The following is a 19854-nucleotide window of genomic DNA, read 5'->3' as shown; positions in this document are numbered from 1 at the left end:
CGTGCTTTGCGGTCGATTAGCGCCCGGTGTGTGGCCACGACGGCCGCCGTCAGTGTGCCGGCCGTCCCTCCGCGCCGGACTTCTCCCAGGCGAGCGCCCGGGTGACCTGGTTCAGCACGTACCGGACCGGTTCACCGGGCGCGCGCACCTGCACGTCCACCAGGTGCAGGTCGAGCAGCCGTTCCATCGCCCGCTCCGCGTCGGCCGGGTCCACCTGGCACTCCGCGGCGAACCGGGGCAGTGGAGGCGTCGGATCACCGGCCCGGACCAGCCAGGACAGCAGGCGACGTTCCATCGCGCGCAGCCGCTCGTAGCTGCGCTCCAGCCGGCACCGGACGGCGTGCCCCTCCAGGTGGAGTTCGTCGAGGGGACGACCGTTGGAGAGCCGGCGGACCAGGTGATGGGCGGACCAGTCCCGTCGCCGCAGCAGCAACGCCCCGGCGGCCTCCAGCACCATGGGGACGCCCGTGCACCAGAGGGCGAGGTCTCGGAACCCGGACACGTCCGCGTCGACACGCTCACCGCCGACGGTACGGCGGAGCAACTCGACACTGTCCGCTTGCCGCAGCGGTGGGCAGGTGACGCGTACGGCGCCGCCGAGCATGGCGAGCACCGATCTGCTCGTCACCAGCACGAGACTGTGCCGACCGAGTGGCAGCCAGAAGCGCACCTGGGACTCGTCGGAGGCGTCGTCGAGCAGAATCAGCATTCGCCGGTCCCGCAACGTGGCCCGATAGCACTCGTGTTGTTCCTGCATTGAGCCGGGAATTCGGCGGGCGGGCACACCCAGGGCCCGCAGCACGCGCGGCAATTCGGTTTCCGCATCCGCCGGTGACACGCACAACTGCCCGTCCGGAAAATGCTCCGCGATACGGTGGGCGACCCGGACGGCGAGTGCCGTCTTGCCCACACCTGTCGCGCCGGAGATCACCAGGACGCGCGGAGCGCCGCCACGCCGGGCGCCGTCCAGGATGCGCAGGCTCTCCGCCTCGATCCGGTTCTCCAGCGCGTTCCGGCCGACCAGATCGACGACGTCGGCCGGCAGGTCGCAGGGCCGACTCGGCGGGGCGGGCTCGACCGCGGCGGCGAGGGACGGCGCCGCCTCGGTGCCGCCGTCGGCGAGGATGCGCTGGTGCAGAGCCCGCAGCTCCGGGCCCGGCTCAATGCCGATCTCGTCGACGAGCAGGCGCCGCCCGTCCCGATAGACCGCGAGGGCGTCCGCGCGGCGGCCGGTAGCGGCCAGCGCCGACATGAGGAACCCCCGCAGGCGCTCACGCTGCGGATGAGCGGCGACCAGATAGGTCAGCTCGTCCACCACGCTCTGATGGTCGCCACGGGCCAGCCGCGCCTCCATCAGCAGTTCGGTCGCGGCGCCGCGGCACTCCTCCAGCCGCATGGCCTCGGCAGTCACCAGGGCGGACGGGGTCACGTCCACGAGCGCCGAACCGCGCCACAGGCCGAGCGCCCGGGTCAGCAGGGCGATCGCCTCCTCGTGCCGGCCCCGGCGCAGGACCGCCGTGCCGTCCCGCACGAGATCCCGGAACAGGTGACTGTCGACCTCGGTTCGCGGTGCGCTCAACTGGTACCCGGAGGGCCGCGTCTCGATGACCGTGTGCGCTGGTCCGGTCCCCGACTCCAGCAGCCGGCGCAGGCGCAGGACGTACTGCCGGATCAGGTTCTCCGCCGACGGCGGGGGCACGCCGTCCCACACATCCTCCACCAACTGCTGCAACGGTACGAACATGTTCGCTCTCGTCGCCAGGACCGCCAGCAGGGTACGGCGCTTCGAGGAAGCGATGGAATGGAGTTCACCGTCGCACTGAAATACGAGCGGGCCGAGTAGCGAAATCACGAGTCCCCCGTTCGACATTGACCGGGCTCGACGTTACTGCGGCATTCCCATCGTCGCCCGCCGGCGCCGCGACGAAGCGACCGGCGGGAGCGACACGGGTTCACGGTTGGTCACGGTCGGCGAACCAACGCAGGCAGCGCGCGCGAGAGCGGCGCACTCACACGCCATGATCGACGCACGACGCTGAGTAACAATATGATCCAGATCACAGGGTGGTAACCGCCACCGACCCCTCTTCATGCATGGTGATGACGTCGCCGGACATCCGACGTCGCCCACCGCTGCAGGCCAGTGGAGCCAGGCGCACCGCCGCTCTCCCACCGGGCTGAAGATCCGGCTACACCTCGCCCCAGAGCCGCGCGACGTACAGGTCCGGGTCGCCCGCCGCCGCCACATCGCCGACGCCCCGCAGCGGACGGAGGCGACCGTCGCGGGAAACTGGAGTTCGCCTGCCGCCGACGACGCCCGGACCCACGAGCCGAAGGTCCGCGAGGACCACGCCATGTCCCCGTCGCTGATCTACGTCGAGGTCTTGCTGATCATGAAGGGCATGAGCGTGTAGGGCGGGCTGGGCACCGGGCACCTCGATGGGTGCGGCGACGCCGTCGTCGCCCTGGCTCGTGGCTCCTGGCAGCAGTTCCGCGCGCCTTGCGTCAACCGGACGGATATGCCTGGTTCAGGTCCCTTGTCGTCTTGTCGGTGTCTCGTGAAACGGCCCGGTAACGGGACTGCCAGGTAACTCGAAACTGTCGCTCTCTACGGTCCCCGGCATGTCGGTCAAGCCAGGCAATGAGCCATCGCAGCAGGTCAATGGGGGTACGGATGCCATCGGCAGCGCGCCGTTGTTCGACGACTGTGGCCGTCCGGTACCGGCCATCGGGCGTCGGGCACTGCTCGCCGCAGTCGGCGCCACCGCGGTCACGTCGCTGGCCGTGCCGTCGCCGGCGGCAGCTGCCGGTCCACGGCGTGTCCCGAGTGGTGGCGGCTCCGGCGGGAAGCCACCGCGCGGCCACTATCTGATCAAAGGTGCGGCGCTGGTCTCCGTCGACCCGAAGATCGGCACGCAGGCCAACGCCGACATCGAGGTCAAGGACGGTCGGATCGTAGCCGTGGGTGCCGGCCTGCGGGCCCGCGGCGCCAAGGTCATCGACGCCTCCCGCATGATCGCCATGCCCGGATTCGTCGAGACGCACTACCACATGTGGAGTGCGCTGGGACGAAACTTCGTCTCCACGGGCTTCGAGTACTTCGCGGCGAAGTCGGCGACTGTCGCCGCCTATCAGCCCGACGACTTCTACGACAGCGTGCTGCTCGGTCTGGTCGAGTGCGCCGGTGCCGGAATCACCACGGTCAACAACTGGTCGCACAACACCCGCGGGCCGGAGTACGCCGACGCCGAACTGCAGGCGCATGCCGACGGCCTCGTCCGGGCGCGGTACTCGTACGGCCACCGTGACGGGCAACCCGCCACCCAACCGATCGACTTCGCCGATATCGACCGGGTGCAGCGCACGTGGTTCGGCAAGAAGTCACCGTTCGACGGCCTGGTGCACCTCGGCGTCAACCTGCGCGGCCCCGGCCAACTCGCGAACTTCCACCTTGAGATGGCCGAGACCCGCAAGCGCAGGCTGCCCGTCTCGGTCCACTCCGGGCAGGGGCCCACCACCGCGGTGCACGCCGCCGACATCGAGAAGATGGGTTACCTCGGACCCGACTTCCTCCTGTGTCACGCCCTGCCGTTCGACGAGGCGGACCGGCAGGCGATGGTCCGCACGAAGTCGCCGGTGAGCTTCTCGGTCCACTCCGAACTGCGTCTCGGCACCGCCGGCGGCTTCCACGGTCAGCTGCTGCGGATGCTGGCCGCCGGAATCACCGTCTCGCTGTCGTTCGACGCCTCGTCGCTGGCGCCGATCAACATGTTCGAGTCGATGAACGTGGCCTGGAACCTGGGCATCCCGTACGTGGGCACGGACACCGCTGACCTGCCGGCCGTGGTGTTCCGGCAGGCGATCGAGATGGCGACGATCAACGGTGCGCGGGCGCTGGGCCTGGACGCGGTGACCGGGTCGATCACGCCGGGCAAGCGGGCGGACATCGTGCTGATCCGGGCCGACGACATCAACATCGCGCCGATCGGTGATCTGGAATCGACCGTCGTCCGGTCGGCGACCCCGGCCAACATCGACACCGTCCTGATCGACGGCCGCATCGTCAAGCAGGACCGGGAAATGGTCAGCCACGACACCAGCAAGGTCGTCCGCAACGCCGCGGCAGCGGCGCACGCGGTGCGTACCCGGGCCGGCGGGATCCTGACGCCGGCTTCTTCGCAGCCGCCCCGGTTCTGACGGCAGCGGCGGCGCACACGACACCAGAGCGTCAACTCGTCGACGCAGCCCTTTCCGCTACCGGGCCAGTTCCCGTTGCCCCGGATGCGCCTGCGCCCCCGCGGGTACCACGAGACCTGGACAGGGCACGTCGCGCCCGCGTCACCTCGGCCGAACCTGTTCCTCAACGTCGGCGTCACCAGGTCGCCGTCGGCCGTACCCTCGTCGCCCAGCGCCCGGCAGATCTCCGTCAGGTTCCACCGCAGGGCGCGCAGCGGATAACCGGCGTCGGTGAACAGCAGGGTGGCGAGCCAAGCAATGAACGGCCGCCCTGGGGGTCGTGGCCACAACTGAGACCGCGACCCCCAGTGCTTCTCGAGGTTGTTCAGTTGTGGTGTGCGCGGCCGAGCGCGGTTGGCTTGGCCGCGCTACTGCTTCGGGACGGCATGGCCGAGGCCGCCGTTCCAGAGCCAGTCGATCTCGCCCCCGGTCAGGACCCGGTTCCAGATGGCCGTGTCGTCGATGGCGCCGCTGAACCAGCGGTCGTTCGCGTCGCGGTGGGTACCGAAGTGCAGGCCGGTGTTGCTCGCGAGGCCGGTCGTGGAGGTCACCGGCTCCTTCGCGTCGTACGGGAAGCTGGTCACTTCGGCGCCGTCGAAGTAGAGGCGGGCCTGGCCGGCTGCCGCGTCGTACGTCAGGGCGGCGTGGTGCCACTCGTTCGCCGTGGGGGTGGTGCCGGATTCGGCAATGATCTCGGTGCCGTCCTGGATGCTGAACTTCAGGCGACCGGTGCCGGCGGTGAGTTCCAGCGAGATGGACCACTGGCCGCTGGTCTCGAAGATTGTCTGGCGGGTCGAACCGGGTGCGGCGGGCTTGAACCAGGTGGACGCGGTCAGGGCCCCGGAGCCGGCCGGAACGACGATGGCCGGGACATCGACGTACTCGCGCCAGCCGTCGAACTCGACGGCGCCCCCGAGCTTGCCGCCGGTGGACGGGTCAGCCTTCAGGCCGTAGCCGGTCAGGCGACCGTCCTGGCGCGGGTTGGGGGTGTCGCCGCTGGTGATGCCCTTGCGCCAGCCCTTGCCGGTGTCGTCGAAGGTCCAGTGCGCGATCAGGTTGCGGCTGAGACCGGGGCGGGTGTCCTGGCCGGTCGCCATCAGCGCTTCGCGGGCGTGGTCGGTGTAGACGCGGTCGATGCCCCAGTCCCAGAACTTCTTCGCGACCCCCATGTCGTTGATTGTCCAGGCGCCCGCTTCCATCCCGGCCGCCTGGATCTTGCGGATCGACTCCGGGTTGACCCGGGACTGGTTCATGACGATCGCCTCGAAGCCCCGGTCAAGCGCAGTGGCGATGGAGCCGTCGATGTCAGCGGTGTTGGTGTCCCAGAAGACGTGCAGGTTGGGGTCGAGTTCCTTGACCCGGCTCATTCCCGGGAGGCTGCCGTCGTTGAAGCCCACCCACTGCTCCGCGCCGAGCTCCTTGACGACCGCGACGGCGGCATCGACGGCGGGGATGGTCTTGGGCTGGATGGAGACGCGGGTCCTGCCCTGCTTCTTCACCATCTTGAGCGTCTCGGACAGGAGTGGCATCCGCGTGAACGGCAACTCCTTGTCTGAGAGGCCGTACTGCTGGCGGAACGCATGCGCCACGTCAACGGTCTTCAGCTCATCCCAGGTGGACTTCTCGATGAGAAGGTTCTGGTCACCGGTCCGGCCCGTGGTGGTGTCGTGGTTCACCACGACCTGGCCGTCGGCGCTGACGAAGACATCGAGTTCGATCCAGTCGGCGCCGAGCTCGATGCCCTTCTCCATGGAGATCATCGTGTTTTCGGGGTAGGCACCGGACCAGCCGCGGTGGGCCGTGATCCCGTTGTCGAGCCAGTCGATCTTGAGGGCCTTCCGGATGTCCGCGACGGGGTACGCCACCGGCGAGGTCGGCACCGGGGGCGGCGCCACTTGCGCGGATGCGACGAGGGTGGTGGCGAGCAGAGCGGCAGAGGCGAGGGGAACACCGACAGCGGTCAGCCGGTGAGGTTTCCGGTTCATGTGGGAGATCCCTGACGTAGTCGCGACATGGGCCCTGGGCAGGCCGTGAAGAACGCTCACGGACCCGGTTGAACGACGACGGAACCTTCCCTCAACGCCGGGTCACACGATCGCATCAAGATCATGACGTCCGGCCACCAGTCCCACCCGGGCACATCGTCGGTCGCCCGCCGGCCAGCTCGGCGGTCAGTTCGCGGACGTCGACAATCAGGTCACGGCCACCCCGACGCAGTGCTGGTCACCGATAAGACCGGCTTCCTGGAGAAGGGCGTGTGCCCGGTCGGGGTGCAGCGGCAGTACACCGGTACCGACGGCCGGGTGGAGAACACCCAGGCCGGGGTATTCCTGGCCTGTGTCTCACCTGCCGGGGCGGGCGCTGATCGACCGCCGGCTCTACCTACCGGAGACGACCTGGTGGGATCGTCCGGACCGTCTGACCGCCGCCGGCGTCCCGGACGACGTCGGGTTCGCTACGAAACCGGCCCTGGCCGGGCAGATGATCGCCGCCGCCCTCGACGCTGGTGCGACCGACGCGTGACGGTCAACGACGGCCGCACCCTGATCCGCGTCGACGACCTCGCCGCGCGGATACCGGCCGCCGAGTGGCAGCCGCACAGTTGCGGGCTGAGAGCGAACGGACCCCGCGACCACCTGTGGACCTGGATCACCACCGCCATCCGGCCGGACGAGCATTCGTGGCTGCTCATCCGCCGCAACCGCACCACCGGCGAGTTGGCCTTCTACCTGTGCTGGTCATCCCGCCCGGCCCGCTGCTCACCCTCGTGGCCGTGGCCGGCTCCCGCCGGAGCATCGAGGAGTTGTTCCAGACCGGCGAGGGCCAGGTCGGCCTGGACCACTACCAGCTCCGGGGCTGGACTGGCTGGCACCGGCTCATCACCCTGGCCATGCTGGCACTGGCCGTCCTGACCATCCCTCGCCGCTCAACAGCCCGACCCTCACCCGGAGATCATTGCGTTGACCGTCGCCGAGATCCGCCGACTCCTCAACGCCTTCGTCCCCGCCGTGGCGCTCCCGCCAGAGCACACACTGTGCCGTCAGATAGCTGTTACCCGGCTGCGTGCATGAGGATGGCGGTGGCCAGTTCCTCGTGCACCTCCGGCGGTAGCGTGTGCCCCATGCCCGCCGTGATCATCAGCCGTGCTCCTGGGATCTGCTCGGCGATGATCGCGCCGTGGCCCGGCTTGACCGGCTCGTGGCTGCCCTCGATGACCAGCGTGGGCACCTTCAGCTGGTGCAGCACGCCCACCGGCTCGAAGTCCGGGTTGGCCGCTGCGGCCAGCCGGTGGTTGGTTACCGCCGACAGGTCGCGGGCCCGGTCGAAGATTCGTTCCTGTAGCAGACGCGCCGCGTCCTCGTCGAACGGCAGCCCGGTGCCGTGCAGCACGCGCTGTTCGGCGATCATGGTGTCGATCTGGGAGCGCCGGTCCGCTGGCGGTGCGGCAGCCATCAGCGCGCGGTAGAAGGCCACGAACTCCGGCGCCGGCTCGGGCAGGCTGCCTTCAGGCTGCGGCTGCCCCAGCAGAGCCCGCAGGATCACCTGACCTTCCCCGCCGCCGAGCGGTGAGGAGCCGATGACCGTCAGCGAGCGCACCAGCTCCGGCTGCTCCAACGCGACGAACTGACCGAGCAGCCCGCCGGCCGAGTGACAGACCAGGTGGGCGCTCTCCAGACCGTGGGTGTCCAGCACGCGGTACACGTCGTTCTTGATGTCGTCCCACGTGTACGGCTCCGCCGCGAAGTCGACCGTGCCCGACTTGCCGGTGTCACGGTGGTCGTACCGGATCACCCGGCGACCTCCGGCGACAAGGCGGCCAACGAACTCGTCCGGCCACAGGACGCCCTGCGACATCGACCCCATAATCAACAAGATCGGCGCATCCGTTACGGCGCCGAACTCTTCACTCCAGATGTTCACCTCATGCATGTCTCAGAGCATGTCCTCTTCCGCCGCAGGCGCCTTCTGTAGAACTACTAGTCGCGCCGGTTCCGTGCGGGAGCCGATGCCCAGCTTCGGATAGACCTTGTACAGGTGATACTCGACCGTGCGGGGGCTCAGGAACAGCTGGGCAGCGATCTGCTTGCTCGACAACCCGTCGGCGACCAGGCCCGCGATGCGCAACTCCTGCGGGGTCAGCGCGTCCAGCATGGCCGAGCTCGGGGCCTGCCCGCTCTCGCCCGCCGCCCGCAGCTCACCCTGTGCGCGCCTCGCCCACGGCCTCGCGCCTGCCCGCTCGAACGTCTCCCACGCCATCCGCAGATGCGCCCGCGCGTCGCCCGGCCGCTGCGCGCGGCGCAGGCGCTCACCCAGCAGCAGAGCCGTCCTGGCCGCCTCGAACGGGTTGGTGTGCAGCCGCAGCGCCTCGCCGAAGGCCTCCTCGGACGACTCGGCCAAGCCCCGACAGCGGGCCAGCAGGGCGCGCGACTCGGGCGTCGCGGCGTACGCCGACCATCGCTCGTACGCCTCGAGCGCCGTCCGCGCACCCACCTCGTCGCCCGCGCCCACGGCGGCCTCGACGCGATCCGGCGCCGTCCGCCACACCACGGTGGGATGCCCGACCCCCGGTCCCGCCGCGGCGATGGCCGTGAAGCGGTCATGCGCCGTCGCGTAGCGTCCCAGGCACAGGTCGAGCAGCGCCAGCGCGTACGCGGCGACCCCTGCCCGCAGACCCACTCGATGCGGTATGGCGATGGCCAGCGCCTCGCGGGCCTGCCGTTCGCAGGTCTCCTCCTCGCCTCGCAGCGCCGCCAGGACCGCCAGGTTGGCCAGGTGCGCGGCCACGGTGTTCTCATAGCCGGCCTCGCGGGCCAGTTCCAGGCCCTCCTCGGAGATGGCCTGGCTGCTTGCCAGCCGCCCGGCGATGCGCTCGGCCGTCGCCACGAACTCCAGCACGACCGGCAACTGCCCGGTCATCCCCGACACCCTGGCCACCCGACCGGCCCGCTCGGCCATCTCGGTCGCCAGATCCGACTCGCCCAGTTGGCTGGCCGCGGCCGCCGCCCACAGATACTCCGCCGCCTCCCCCAGCTCGCCAACCCGTGCCAGCGCCCGCCGCAGCAGACCCGGCCCGGCAGCGTCGCCGTCCAGCGCCAGGCCGATTCCGGCCACCGTGTCCCGCAAGAATCCCTCGCGGTGTGCGGCCGCCCTCCGCCCGAGCTCGATGATGGCGGCCGTGTCGCCGACGTACGAGGCGGCCTCCACGGCATCGGCCAGCATCTCCAGGGTGTCGCCCGCCGCCAGGATCCGCACGGCTTCGGCGGCGTCACCGGAGTTCAGCTCGAACCGGCCTCGCAGCTGGGCGATCTCCATGGCGAGGCCGGCATCCGCGCCAGCCTGGTGGCGGGCCTCGGCGAGCAGCGACTCCGCCTGCCCCGGGCGGCCACCGAGCCAGGCCGCGACGGCGGCGTCCTTCAGGCGGGCAGCACGGGCGCGCGGCTCGGGGGTCAGCTCGGCGGCCCGGGCCAGGGCGGCGGCAGCGGTCCCGTATCCACCGCGGTCGCGCGCCAGCTCCGCGGCGGCCACCAACTCGGTGGCAGCCCGCTCGTCCTGGCCCATGGCGGCTCCGGCCAGGTGCCAGGCGCGACGGTCACCCTCGGTAAGCTCCGCCAGTACAGCATGCACCCGGCGGATCATGGCCGGGCTGGCCGCCTCGTGCACCGCCGACCGGATGAGCGGATGACGGAAGTGCACGCGCGTACCCGAGAGCTCGGCCAACCCGGACTCCTCCAGCTCGGCCAGCGCCATCCGCCCAGTCCACGACCCCATGTTCTCTCCGGGCCGTACCGTTCGCTCGGCGGACAACCGGTCGGTGGCGCTCAGGACCAGGACGAGGTCAGCCTGCACGGCGGCGACCAGTGCGAGCAGCCGGGCAGAGGCGGACAACGCCGCCACCCGATCGCCGAACAGCAGGGCACCCCCGGGCAGCGGGTCGGGCAGCGGGTCGCGTCCGGCGAGTTGCGCGGGTGTCAGGCGGGCGGCGATCTCGCCCAGCGCGAGCGGGTTCGCGCGGGTCAGCGTGACGAGTTCCCGCGCCACATCAGGCTGCGCACCGCAGCAGGACTCCAGCATCTTGGCCGCGGCGGCTCCGGGCAGGCCACGCACCTCCACCGTCAGCGGCACACCCTTGACCGGAGCGTCCCCGCGCACAGCGAACAACATCGCGATCTTTTCGGTCGCCAGCCGCCTGGCGGCGAACAGCAGTGCGTCGGCCGAGGCCTGGTCGATCCACTGGAAGTCGTCGACCACGCAGATCAACCCGTCCGGCGCGGCGGCTTCGGCCAACAGCGAAAGCACGCCAGCGCCCAGCAGGTACCGATCGCCAGCAGTGCCCGCGGCGAGACCCAGCGCCGCGCGCACAGCGTCGTGCTGCGGTTCGGGCAGCGCGTCGAGCATGCTGGAAACCGGCCACAGCACCTGGTGCAGCGCTGCGAACGCAAGGTCGGTCTCAGCCTCGACGCCGGTGGTCCGCAGCAGACGCATCGCGCCGCCCCGCACGGCCACCGCGTCGAGCAGGGCCGTCTTGCCCACCCCCGCCTCGCCCCGCAACACCACAGCACCGCCAGAGCCGTCGCGAGCCCACGCGATCACCTTGTCGAGTGCGCTGACCTCCGCCGACCTGCCGTAAAGCATGAATACCCACTCTAGGAGACCTTCCACGCCCCCCATCCGCACGGAGTCACTTCTCACAAACGACCTGGCCGTGGTGATGGCCGGTCCGGTCAGCGCGGCGGTGATGGCCCGGCTAGCGAGACGGGTCCCGCACCAGGTGCCGCGAATGCGCATGGGCCTGCCGGCCCCGAGCGCGCGAGCGATCGCGGGGAGGTCGATTCCCCAGGTGGTCCGGAGCAGCCAACCGGGCGCTACCGGAGCCACCTCCCACCACAGTGCTCGACGCCGACGACGTGTCCGTTCACCGCGTCACGATCCACCCGGCACCGCACACGTCTGGCACGCCGACACGGTGCCGGCCCTCGTCGTGCCCTGCAGGCGGACCCGATGTCGACTCGGCCACAGCGGGCGGCGTGCGCTACCTCCGTTCCCGGCGAGGCGTGCCCGATCACCAACCCGGTGACGCGCCGTACGACCCTCACCACCCAGCACTGCACGCTGAGCCTGGGCGACCATGTCGTTCAAGGCCGTCGACGGATACACCACGAGCAGGTCTGCGACAGGATCGCCGGTCAACATGGCCCGATCCCAGCTTGAGCCCACACCAGTGCCGCACCGCAGCCGGCAACGTGCTGCACGAGCTCGGGTTGCCCACCGAGAGACAGCGCGAGATCGTGCAGGAACGTCCACAGCCGCGTGCGACGGCCAGGAACCCGCGCGAATGGTTGGTCGTCCCGGGAACCGACTCCTGAGCCTCGTCTTCTGCGGCGAGAAGAGTGCTGCGTGGGAGGGGGCCAACCTCCAGCGGCGCCGACGCCGACCGCCCGTCCTCTGCCGCTGGCGGGGGGGGTGTCGGAAAGTCGCCGCGTCCAGGTTCAGCCGCTTGCCGGCATGCGCGGAGGGCCGCGCCGCGCCGGCGACCGAGGGTGCGGCACTAGACTGCGTCGCCGTGACGAACATGGTGCCATCCGGCCGCCGCGCCGGCGACCTCGGCGTCGTGGTCGGGCCGCTGCCGACCGGGCGACACAACCCGATCACCGACGTCGCCGGGGTGCTGATGGGGCGTGCGGTCTCCGCGGCACTGCCCGCGTGGATCGGGCCGCAGTTCTTCAGCGACACGCACGTCAAGGGCGCGCCGACCACGCCGACCGGCGACCGCGCTCCTCGACCAGGCCAACCGACCTGCCGGCGTCGAGCCGGCAACCACCGGAGCCGGCGGTCCCGAGCCGAGGGAGTTCCTGGATGAGCGCCATCCTGCCGGCACGGTCCGGCGCGCTGGTCGCCACGGCGGCGACTCCCCGGCCGCGCATGACGTACGCGCACCGGGGCTCGTCCGGCATGGCGCCGGAGAACACCGCGGCCGCCGTCGAGCTGGCGATCGCCGAGGGCGCCGACTACGTCGAGACCGACGTGCAGCTCAGCGCCGACGGGGAGCTGGTCATCATCCACGATGTCACGCTCGCCCGTACCACCGACGCCAGGCTGGCGTTCGCCGACCGTGCGCCCTGGAACGTGCACGACTTCACCCTCGCCGAGCTGAAGAAGCTCGACGCCGGCGGGTGGTACGACGACGCCTTCAGCGGCCAGCACATCCTGACGCTCGATGACCTGCTGGACCTGCTCGGGGGCCGGGTCGGCCTGAACCTCGAGTTGAAGGCGCCCGCGCTGAATCCGGGGCTGGCGGGAGCCGTCGCCGCCCGGCTGCGTCGGCGTCGCGACTGGACCGATCCGCACGGCCGGCCGCGGCAGCCGCTCGTCGTCGGCTCCTTCGACGAGCAGACCATCCGGGACTTCCACGCCCGGCTGCCCGCCGTCTCGGTCGCGCTGATCGCCTACGACGTGCCGGCGAGCGGGAGGCTGACCGACCTGGCCGAGTGGGTCTTCTCGGTCAACCCGGACATCCGCCGGTTGCGGCCCGAGGACGTGGCCCGCGTCATCGAGGCGGGCCTGGCCGTCGTGCCGTGGACCGTCGACGCGCCGGAGTTGTGGCGGTGGGCCCTCGACGCCGGCGTCGACGGGATGATCACCAACTACCCGTACGCCCTGAACAACCTGCTCCACGGCCGCGACCCGCTGCCCGACGCGGCGGGGGTGGTCGTCCAGGACGTCGTCCACCACTCCCCTGGCGACGAGCCGCCGTGGGCCGGCGAGCATGTCGTCCTGCGCAACGTCTCCGGGCAGCCGGTGGACGTCAGCGGCTGGTACCTGCGGAGCCAGTCATCGGATCGGGTCATGGTGGGCGACGGCTACGTCATCCCGCCGGGTGGGCTGTTGCGGGTGTGGACCGGGCCGGGCACCGATGACGCGGCCAACTGTCACAACGGCCGCGCCGCCGCCGTCTGGAACGGCACGAAGGGCGACTCGGCCGGGCTGCACCGCGCCGACGGCGCGATCGTCGACCTGCACGCGTACCTCGTCTGACCCGGCGGGACCGGTGCGGCCGGGCCGGGCATCGAGGGGCCGGCCCCGACGGAGCCGGCCCCTCGACCCGAGGTGTCCCCGCGTCGGTCAGCTGACCGACTTGTTGTAGCTGTCAATCGCGGGCTGCACGCTCGCGGCGGCGTCCTTCATGGCCTGGTCGGCCGGTTTGCTGCCGACGATGGCGGCCTCCAGGCCGTCCTCGGAGGCCTTGCGGGCCTGCGGCATCACGCCGAGCAGGCAGCCGGCCGACGCGACCGACGGCGGCAGCGCGTGCAGCTGGTCCACCGCGGTCTTGAACTGCGGATACTGCGCCACCCAGTCCTTGTCGATCTGCTCGTCGAGCGCCTTGGCGTTGACCGGCACGTACCCGGTGCCGGTGTGCCACTTGGCCTGCTGCTGCGGACTCGAGGCGAACTTCACGAACTCCCAGGCGGCCCGCTTCTCCTTGTCGCTGTGCCCGACGCCGTTGATCCACAGCGAGGCGCCACCGATGATCGGCCCGCCCGTGGCCGAGCTGCTCGCCTTCGGGTACGGCGCGGTGAGGACGGTGAACTTGCCCTTGGCCGCGTCGATGTAGCCGCGCATGGCGCCGGTGGACTCCAGGTGCATCGCCACCGCGCCGGCCTTGAAGGCGGCCTGGGCGTCGTCGGTCTTGCGGCCGGTGTTCGTCGCGTAGCCGCCCTTGACGAGGTCCGCCCACCACTGCGCGACACGCACGCCGGTCTCCTGGTCGAACTGCACCTTCGTGGCCAGGCCCTTGCGGCCGTTGCTGTTGTCGCAGTACTCCTTGCCGTCGGTGGCGATCAACTGCTCCACCAGCCAGCCGTAGATGGCGGCGCCGAAGCCGTACTGGAGGGTCTTGCCGCCGGCGTCCTTGACGGTCAGCTTCTTCGCCATCTCCCCGATCTCGTCGAGGTTCCGCGGCGGCTTCGCCGGGTCGAGGCCGGCCTTGACGAAGGCTTCCTTGTTCAGATACAGCAGCGGGGTGGACGTGTTGAACGGCATCGACTGCAGCTTGCCGTCGATCGAGTAGTAGTTGGCGATGTTCGGCTCGATGTCGCCGGCGTTGAAGTTGTCCTTCTCGATGAACTTGTACATCGGCACGGTCTGCTTGGAGTCGACCATGAACCGGGAGCCGATGTCGTAGATCTGGACCAGCGCCGGGGTGTTCTTCTGCTGCACCGAGGCCTTGTACTTGGCGATCGTCTCGTCGTAGTTGCCCTGGTAGATCGCCTTGACCTCGGCCTTGCCCCCGCTCTGGGCGTTGAAGTCGGCGACCAGCTTGTCGATCGCCGCGGCGTTGGCGCCCTTCATCCCGTGCCAGAACTCGATGGTGGTCTTGTCGGTGGCCTTCTCCAGCACCTCCGCGCCCGGCGCCTCGAGCGCATCCGTGGCCGAATCGGTGCCGGACCCCGAGCCGCCGCACGCCGTCAGCGCGACGGTGGCGGCCAGGGCGGCGAACGCCGCCAGGGCCCGACGGAGCTTGGGTTGTCTCACGGGTTCTCCACTTCTTGAGTTAACGCAGTGCGCCGGCGGTGAGGCCGCGGACGATGTAGCGCTGACCGAAGAGCAGGACAGCCAACGTCGGGAGCAGGGACAACGCGACGCCCGCGAGGACGAGACCCGGTTGCGCCACCTCGGCGTCGTTGAGCTGCGAAATGCCGATCTGCAGCGTCTGGTACTCGGAGTCACGGATCAGGATCAGCGGCCAGAAGTACTGGTTCCACGCCGAGAGGAAGACGTAGACCCCGACCGCCGCAATCGAGGGCTTGGACAGGGGCACGATGACCCGCCACAACAGGCGCCAGTGACCGCACCCGTCGATCACCGCGGCGTCCCGCAACTCGGTGGGGAACTGCAGAAAGGCCTGCCGCAGCAGGAACGTGCCGAAGGCCGAGGCGAGGAAGGGCAGCACGAGGCCGAGGTAGGTCAACCCGCCCCGGGCCAGGCCCCAACCGGAGATGGCCAGGTAGTTGGGGATGATGATCGCTTCCCACGGCACCATGAGGGTGGCGAGGAACAGACCGAACGTCGCCGCCTTCGCGGGCAGGCGGAGGAACGCGAAGGCGTACGCGGCCAGGATGCTGGTGACGATCTGCGCCACCGTGATGGCCCCGGCCTGGACGGCCGAGTTGACGTAGAACCGGCCGAGCGGCACCGAACGGAAGACGTCGGTGACGTTCTGCCAGTAGAGCTCGTGCGGCACCAGAGCGGGTGGGTAGGTCGCCAGATCACCGGGGCCCATCACGGCCCCGACGAAGCCGTAGTAGATGGGGAACAGGACCGGGATCGCGGCGAAGCCGAGCACCACGTAGACGGCGACGCGCCCGAGGCTGAACTTTTTCATCGGTAGTGGACCCGCCGTTCGAGGACGCCGAACTGGACAGCCGTACAGCCGAGCATGACGACCAGCAGCACGACGGCCTGCGCGCTGGCCGACCCGAAGTCGGAGGACCCGAAGGCGAACGCCTTCTCGTAGATCGAGTAGACCAGCGTCGTCGTGGCCTGGTCCGGGCCGCCCTTGGTCAGGATGTGGATCTGCCCGAAGCTCTGCAACGCGTGGATGGTGGACACCACGACGAGGAAGAACAGCTGCGGGGAGAGCAGCGGCACGGTGATCCGGGACGCCAGTCGCCAGCCGGACGCGCCGTCCAGCCGCGCCGCCTCGACCACCTCGGGCGGGATCGCCGCGACGCCGGCGGACAGCACGAGGACGTTGTAACCGAAGTTCATCCAGACCGTCGCGACGCAGACGGCGGGCAGCGCGATCGACGGGTCGGTGAGCCAGTTGACCCGGTCGAACCCGAGCGAACCGAGCAGGCCGTTCGCCACGCCGATCGCAGGGTTGTAGATGACGGCGAAGATGACCGACGCGGTCGCCACCGAGAACGCGAACGGCAGCGCGAAGGCGGTGCGAAACACGCGTACGCCACGGATGCGCGCCTCCAGCAGCAGCACCACGAAGAGCGCGCCCAGGACAGCCGGCACCACGGAGAAGAGCGTGAACAGGCCCGTCGTGGCCAGCACCTTGCCGAACTCGGCGGACAGCAACTCCCGGTAGTGCTCGGCGCCGACGTACACCGACGGGGCACCGAAGAGGTCGTTGCCGTGGACGGACAGGTACAGGGTGCGTCCCAGCGGCCAGAATACGAACAACGCGAAAACCACGACGGACGGTAGGAGAAGCAGCCACCCGAGACCGGACTCGGTGAAGCGTGCCGGCCTACCCCGCCGAACGGCGGAGGGCGTGGGCTCTATGGTCGATGCGCGGTCATCTGGTGGGGTGTTGACGGTGCGGGGGACGGGCACGGCAGCACAGTACCAACGGCATGGGTGGAAATAAATCCTTCACTGTATGACCCGAAGCTGGGGGTTCTTTTCAGCGTTCGCGGGAGCGCGAACTTAGCTGGCGGGCCTCACGACTTGAGCGCCAGAATGCTCGGGCAGCCACGCGGCGAGGGTGTCGGCGGTGCGGTCGGGGCAGGACGTCGATCGGCCGGTGGGTACGCATGTCGATCAGCACGGTCGCGTATCGGTGGCCACGACGGGGGGGCGAAGTCGTCCACGCCCAGCACCGTCGGCGTCAGCGGCGACGGATCGGGCATCCGGCCGGATCATCCGGATCCACGTCATCCGCGACACCGACACCGCCAACCGCTGCGCCAACCGGCTGCCCGCTCGACCGCCCAGCGCCACCGCGACGGCTTCCAGGTCGCCCGTCGCCAAGACGGTCTGACGGGCATGCCGACGAGTCGGGCCGGGCACCTGCTCGACAAATGTCGCCGCTGACAGCTGCTGCCGCAAACGAATCGGCGGACCGTCAACGCGACCAGCACCTCATGGCCACCCAACCTGACATCGGCCAGCCGCCGCGCATAACGACCATGCACAGTCGTCGACCAGGTATCGCAGGCGCCACACCGTGCCCGCACGCACTCACATCGGCTTGACCGGGCGCTGGCTTGATCTGTTGTGGTGCCACTGCGTGGCGCGCGGATCGCGGCATGAGCACGCACCTGACCTTGCGGGACTTCAGCGGCATGAGCATGTTCGATCTGACGCGTCACTCAGTCCAGGACTCCGTGGTGTCGATGTTGTTTGAGGACGTGGCGCCGCGCCGTCGATTCTGACGTCCAGGGGACAGCGCAACGTCCCGGGCCGGTGGTGGTGGTCGGCGAGCGTGGGGTCGGCATGTGGGGTACGAATCGTGGCTGACTGTGGCTGGGCAGCACCTGCCGTGGTTCCTCGACGGCTTGGTCGATGCCGCGCCGGCTGCCGGGTCTGCGTAGCGCCGGGGCGGGGCGGGGCGGGCAAGCTCAGCGGCGGCCATGGGCGTCGGGGAGGTGTGAGGATTACCTTCGCGGAGCAGATAACGCCCGGTCGGCCCGTCCCCGGAGTTCGTCGGCGCCGTGACATTTCTGTACGGCACGGCTCCGTTACCGCGCAAAGAGTCTTCCGATGGATCAGCCGTGTCGCGACCGCCACCTGGGACGCCTATCTTTTCACTCTCTTGTGGCGTCCGTGAGGGCGTCAATCAGCGCGCCCAGTGCGGGCTGCGCCAGCGAGATCTCCCGGACCGCGGCGTAGATCGTTCTGATTGGCTCCGGGCGACGGACCCGGCGGATGGTGACGCCAGGATGGCGGGTGCCCAGTCCCAGTCGGGGGATGAGGCTGACGCCGAGGCCAGCCGCGACGAATCCCTGAGCCGTGGCGTAGTCCTCCGACTGCGCCACGATGTGCGGGCTGAAGCCTGCCGCGGCGCAGGCATCGATGATGGGCTCCAGGCAGAGGCCGGGGGGTTCACTGCCGACCCAAGGTTCGCTGGCGAGGTCGGCTAGGTCGATCATCCGTTGCGCGGCGAGCGGGTGTCCGGTGGGCAGCACGGCCCGGTACGCGTCGTCGAGCAGGCGCACCACGCGGATGCCCTGGTGACTCTCGTCGCTTGGTCGGCGGACAACGATGGTCAAGTCGCCGCTGTGCTGCTCCACGTTCGGCAGCAGATCATTGGGATCGGTCACCTTGGCATCGATGGTCACACCGGGGTACTCGCGCCGGAGTCGGGCGAGGGCGGGTGCCAGCAGGGTTGGGCCGACGGAGGCGAAGTAGCGGATCGTCAGCCGGCCTGTACGCCCGGCGCGCAAATCGGCCAATGCGGTCTCGGCCTCGGCGACATGCTGGCTGATGATGGCCGCGTGCCTGGTGAGCAGTCGGCCCGCCGCCGTGGGCCGGACACCTCGGCCGACTCGTTCGAGCAGCGCGATCCCGGCCTCCTTTTCCAGCACTGCCACCTGCTGGCTGACGGCGGAGGGGGTGTAGCCGAGGTGCGCTGCCGCCGCGGTCACCGACCCGCTGATGACCACCGCCCGCAACACCTGCATGCGTCTCACATCCATCATGTAGCAGAGCTTAACGCTCATGCAGAACCTTTTGCTTTTTCTTTTCCGTGGGGCGCGGCAGTGTTCACGGAAAGGGACCAAGGAGGCCAGGGTGAACGGTGCTGTGGGCAGGACATGGGCGTGGATGCGGGTGGGCGTGCTCGCCCTGCTGTGGGGATCGACCTTCCTTTGGATCGAGCTGGCCCTGGACGCCCTGACTCCGGTCCAGGTCACCATCAGCCGGTGCGTACTCGGATCGGCCGCTCTGCTGGTCGCGTGCCTCGGCTCGGGTCGACGGCTGCCTCGGGGTGGGGCGGTCTGGGGTCACATCGTCGTGGCGGCCTTCTTTTGCAACGCCCTGCCGTTCGCCATGTTCAGCATCGGCCAGCGGACCATCGACTCCGGGGTGGCCGGTGTACTGAACGCGACGACGCCGCTGTGGTCCATGCTGATCGGCATCGTGATCGGCTCGGAGCGTGGGTTGCGGCCGGTCCGGCTGGGCGGACTCCTGCTCGGGTTCGCCGGAGTTGCGCTGATCTTCGCGCCGTGGCAGACGACCGGGCCGGTCGGATGGGGCGCTCTTGCCATCGTCGCCGCAGCGGCGAGCTATGCCGTCGGTTTCGCGTACATGGGCCGCAACCTGGTCGGCAAGGGCATCCCCACCATCTCGTTGTCCGCAGCGCAGCTCATCGCGGCGACCGGCCTGACCGCGTCGACTCTGCCGGCCGGCGGTCTGACGTCAATCGAGATCGGCCCGAAAACCCTGATCGCCGTCGTGTTCCTGGGCGTCGTCGCCACCGGGTTCACCTTCCACCTCACCTACCGGATTATCGCCGCCGAGGGCGCCACCAGCGCCGCGACGGTCGGCTATCTGCTGCCGGTGGTCTCGGTAGCGCTGGGGGCCATCGTGCTCGACGAGGTTCTCAGCTTCCGGATCGCCATCGGGATGGTGGTCGTGCTCGTCGGGGTCGGCCTGATCCGCCTCGGAAAGCCGAGGCCGTCGATGCCGGCCCCAGAAGACTGCGGGTTCGCCGCCCGGGGAAGCCAGCCCACCATCGCAGCTGCATCCGACTCCCCCGCGCGGTCCCACGGCGTCTCCAGGGCCCACAACACCCGCAGCCACGTCAAGGCGGCGAAGCTGTAAGCGCGAAGCGTGCGGACGCTGTAGTCGCCCAGCTCCAGATCACCCCACCACAAGGCAACCGGCTCG

16 protein-coding genes and 1 pseudogene are annotated in these 19854 nt (G+C 69.8%); 7 read left to right on the top strand and 10 right to left on the bottom strand.

What is annotated here, in order from left to right:
• Positions 1-49: 49 nt before the first annotated feature.
• On the bottom strand, positions 50-1870 hold the full coding sequence (locus ABZ809_RS07665) for a BTAD domain-containing putative transcriptional regulator (protein ID WP_357561645.1): 1821 nt from the start codon (positions 1868-1870) through the stop codon (positions 50-52).
• Between the two features lie 220 nt (positions 1871-2090).
• On the opposite strand from ABZ809_RS07665, the gene ABZ809_RS07660 reads away from it, so the two are divergent.
• Both ABZ809_RS07660 and ABZ809_RS07655 read left to right on the top strand, forming a co-directional pair.
• The gene (locus ABZ809_RS07660; RefSeq protein WP_357561644.1) at positions 2091-2414 is read left to right on the top strand and encodes a hypothetical protein; all 324 of its coding nucleotides are present in this window, start codon (positions 2091-2093) and stop codon (positions 2412-2414) included.
• A gap of 208 nt (positions 2415-2622) precedes the next feature.
• Positions 2623-4197, top strand: coding sequence for an amidohydrolase family protein (locus tag ABZ809_RS07655; RefSeq protein WP_357561643.1), 1575 nt, complete (start codon positions 2623-2625; stop codon positions 4195-4197).
• Between the two features lie 407 nt (positions 4198-4604).
• Here ABZ809_RS07655 and ABZ809_RS07650 read toward each other — a convergent pair whose 3' ends face one another.
• Entirely contained in the window at positions 4605-6221 is a 1617-nt protein-coding gene (locus tag ABZ809_RS07650; RefSeq protein WP_357561642.1) for a glycerophosphodiester phosphodiesterase family protein, read from the bottom strand.
• A gap of 222 nt (positions 6222-6443) precedes the next feature.
• Here ABZ809_RS07650 and ABZ809_RS07645 point away from each other — a divergent pair.
• A pseudogene (locus tag ABZ809_RS07645) lies at positions 6444-6723 on the top strand (transposase); the annotation flags it as partial.
• Between the two features lie 238 nt (positions 6724-6961).
• Here ABZ809_RS07645 and ABZ809_RS07640 read toward each other — a convergent pair.
• The 3 genes from ABZ809_RS07640 to ABZ809_RS07630 all read right to left on the bottom strand — a co-directional run bounded on the left by ABZ809_RS07640 (position 6962) and on the right by ABZ809_RS07630 (position 10905).
• A complete protein-coding gene (locus tag ABZ809_RS07640) occupies positions 6962-7108 on the bottom strand; it encodes a hypothetical protein (RefSeq protein WP_357561641.1) in 147 nt (48 codons plus the stop codon).
• A 179-nt stretch (positions 7109-7287) separates the two neighbouring features.
• Entirely contained in the window at positions 7288-8166 is an 879-nt protein-coding gene (locus ABZ809_RS07635) for an alpha/beta fold hydrolase (RefSeq protein ID WP_357561640.1), read from the bottom strand.
• A gap of 3 nt (positions 8167-8169) precedes the next feature.
• The gene (locus ABZ809_RS07630) at positions 8170-10905 is read right to left on the bottom strand and encodes an AAA family ATPase (protein WP_357561823.1); all 2736 of its coding nucleotides are present in this window, start codon (positions 10903-10905) and stop codon (positions 8170-8172) included.
• Positions 10906-11797: 892 nt separating this feature from the next.
• Here ABZ809_RS07630 and ABZ809_RS07625 point away from each other — a divergent pair.
• Positions 11798-12094 (top strand): hypothetical protein, encoded by a 297-nt coding sequence (locus ABZ809_RS07625; RefSeq protein ID WP_357561639.1) that lies wholly within the window; start codon positions 11798-11800, stop codon positions 12092-12094.
• Positions 12091-13269, top strand: coding sequence for a glycerophosphodiester phosphodiesterase family protein (locus tag ABZ809_RS07620; protein ID WP_357561638.1), 1179 nt, complete (start codon positions 12091-12093; stop codon positions 13267-13269). The genes ABZ809_RS07625 and ABZ809_RS07620 overlap by 4 nt, the downstream gene beginning before the upstream one ends.
• Positions 13270-13356: 87 nt before the next feature.
• On the opposite strand, the gene ABZ809_RS07615 is transcribed toward ABZ809_RS07620, so the two are convergent.
• From ABZ809_RS07615 to ABZ809_RS07600, 4 genes are all read right to left on the bottom strand, one after another.
• Entirely contained in the window at positions 13357-14766 is a 1410-nt protein-coding gene (locus ABZ809_RS07615) for an ABC transporter substrate-binding protein (RefSeq protein WP_357561637.1), read from the bottom strand.
• Positions 14767-14785: 19 nt separating this feature from the next.
• Positions 14786-15616, bottom strand: a complete 831-nt coding sequence (locus tag ABZ809_RS07610) for a carbohydrate ABC transporter permease (protein ID WP_357561636.1) — start codon at positions 15614-15616, stop codon at positions 14786-14788.
• Positions 15613-16425, bottom strand: coding sequence for a sugar ABC transporter permease (locus ABZ809_RS07605; RefSeq protein ID WP_357561635.1), 813 nt, complete (start codon positions 16423-16425; stop codon positions 15613-15615). Before ABZ809_RS07605 ends, ABZ809_RS07610 begins: the two co-directional genes overlap by 4 nt.
• 473 nt (positions 16426-16898) lie before the next feature.
• Positions 16899-17159, bottom strand: coding sequence for a hypothetical protein (locus ABZ809_RS07600; RefSeq protein ID WP_357561822.1), 261 nt, complete (start codon positions 17157-17159; stop codon positions 16899-16901).
• 114 nt (positions 17160-17273) lie between these two features.
• Between ABZ809_RS07600 and ABZ809_RS07595 the strand changes: the two genes are divergently transcribed.
• Positions 17274-17399 (top strand): hypothetical protein, encoded by a 126-nt coding sequence (locus tag ABZ809_RS07595; protein WP_357561634.1) that lies wholly within the window; start codon positions 17274-17276, stop codon positions 17397-17399.
• Positions 17400-17771: 372 nt separating this feature from the next.
• Here ABZ809_RS07595 and ABZ809_RS07590 read toward each other — a convergent pair whose 3' ends face one another.
• A complete protein-coding gene (locus ABZ809_RS07590) occupies positions 17772-18686 on the bottom strand; it encodes a LysR family transcriptional regulator (protein ID WP_357561633.1) in 915 nt (304 codons plus the stop codon).
• A gap of 115 nt (positions 18687-18801) precedes the next feature.
• On the opposite strand from ABZ809_RS07590, the gene ABZ809_RS07585 reads away from it, so the two are divergent.
• Positions 18802-19788 carry a DMT family transporter gene (locus ABZ809_RS07585; protein WP_357561632.1) on the top strand — a complete coding sequence of 329 codons (987 nt, stop codon included), beginning with the start codon at positions 18802-18804 and terminating at the stop codon, positions 19786-19788.
• Positions 19789-19854: the final 66 nt, after the last annotated feature.

Source organism: Micromonospora sp. NPDC047074 (assembly GCF_040643815.1).
Lineage (GTDB): Bacteria > Actinomycetota > Actinomycetes > Mycobacteriales > Micromonosporaceae > Micromonospora.
Note: the sequence above shows the minus strand (reverse complement) of the source record. Positions and strands in the feature narration are given on the sequence as shown.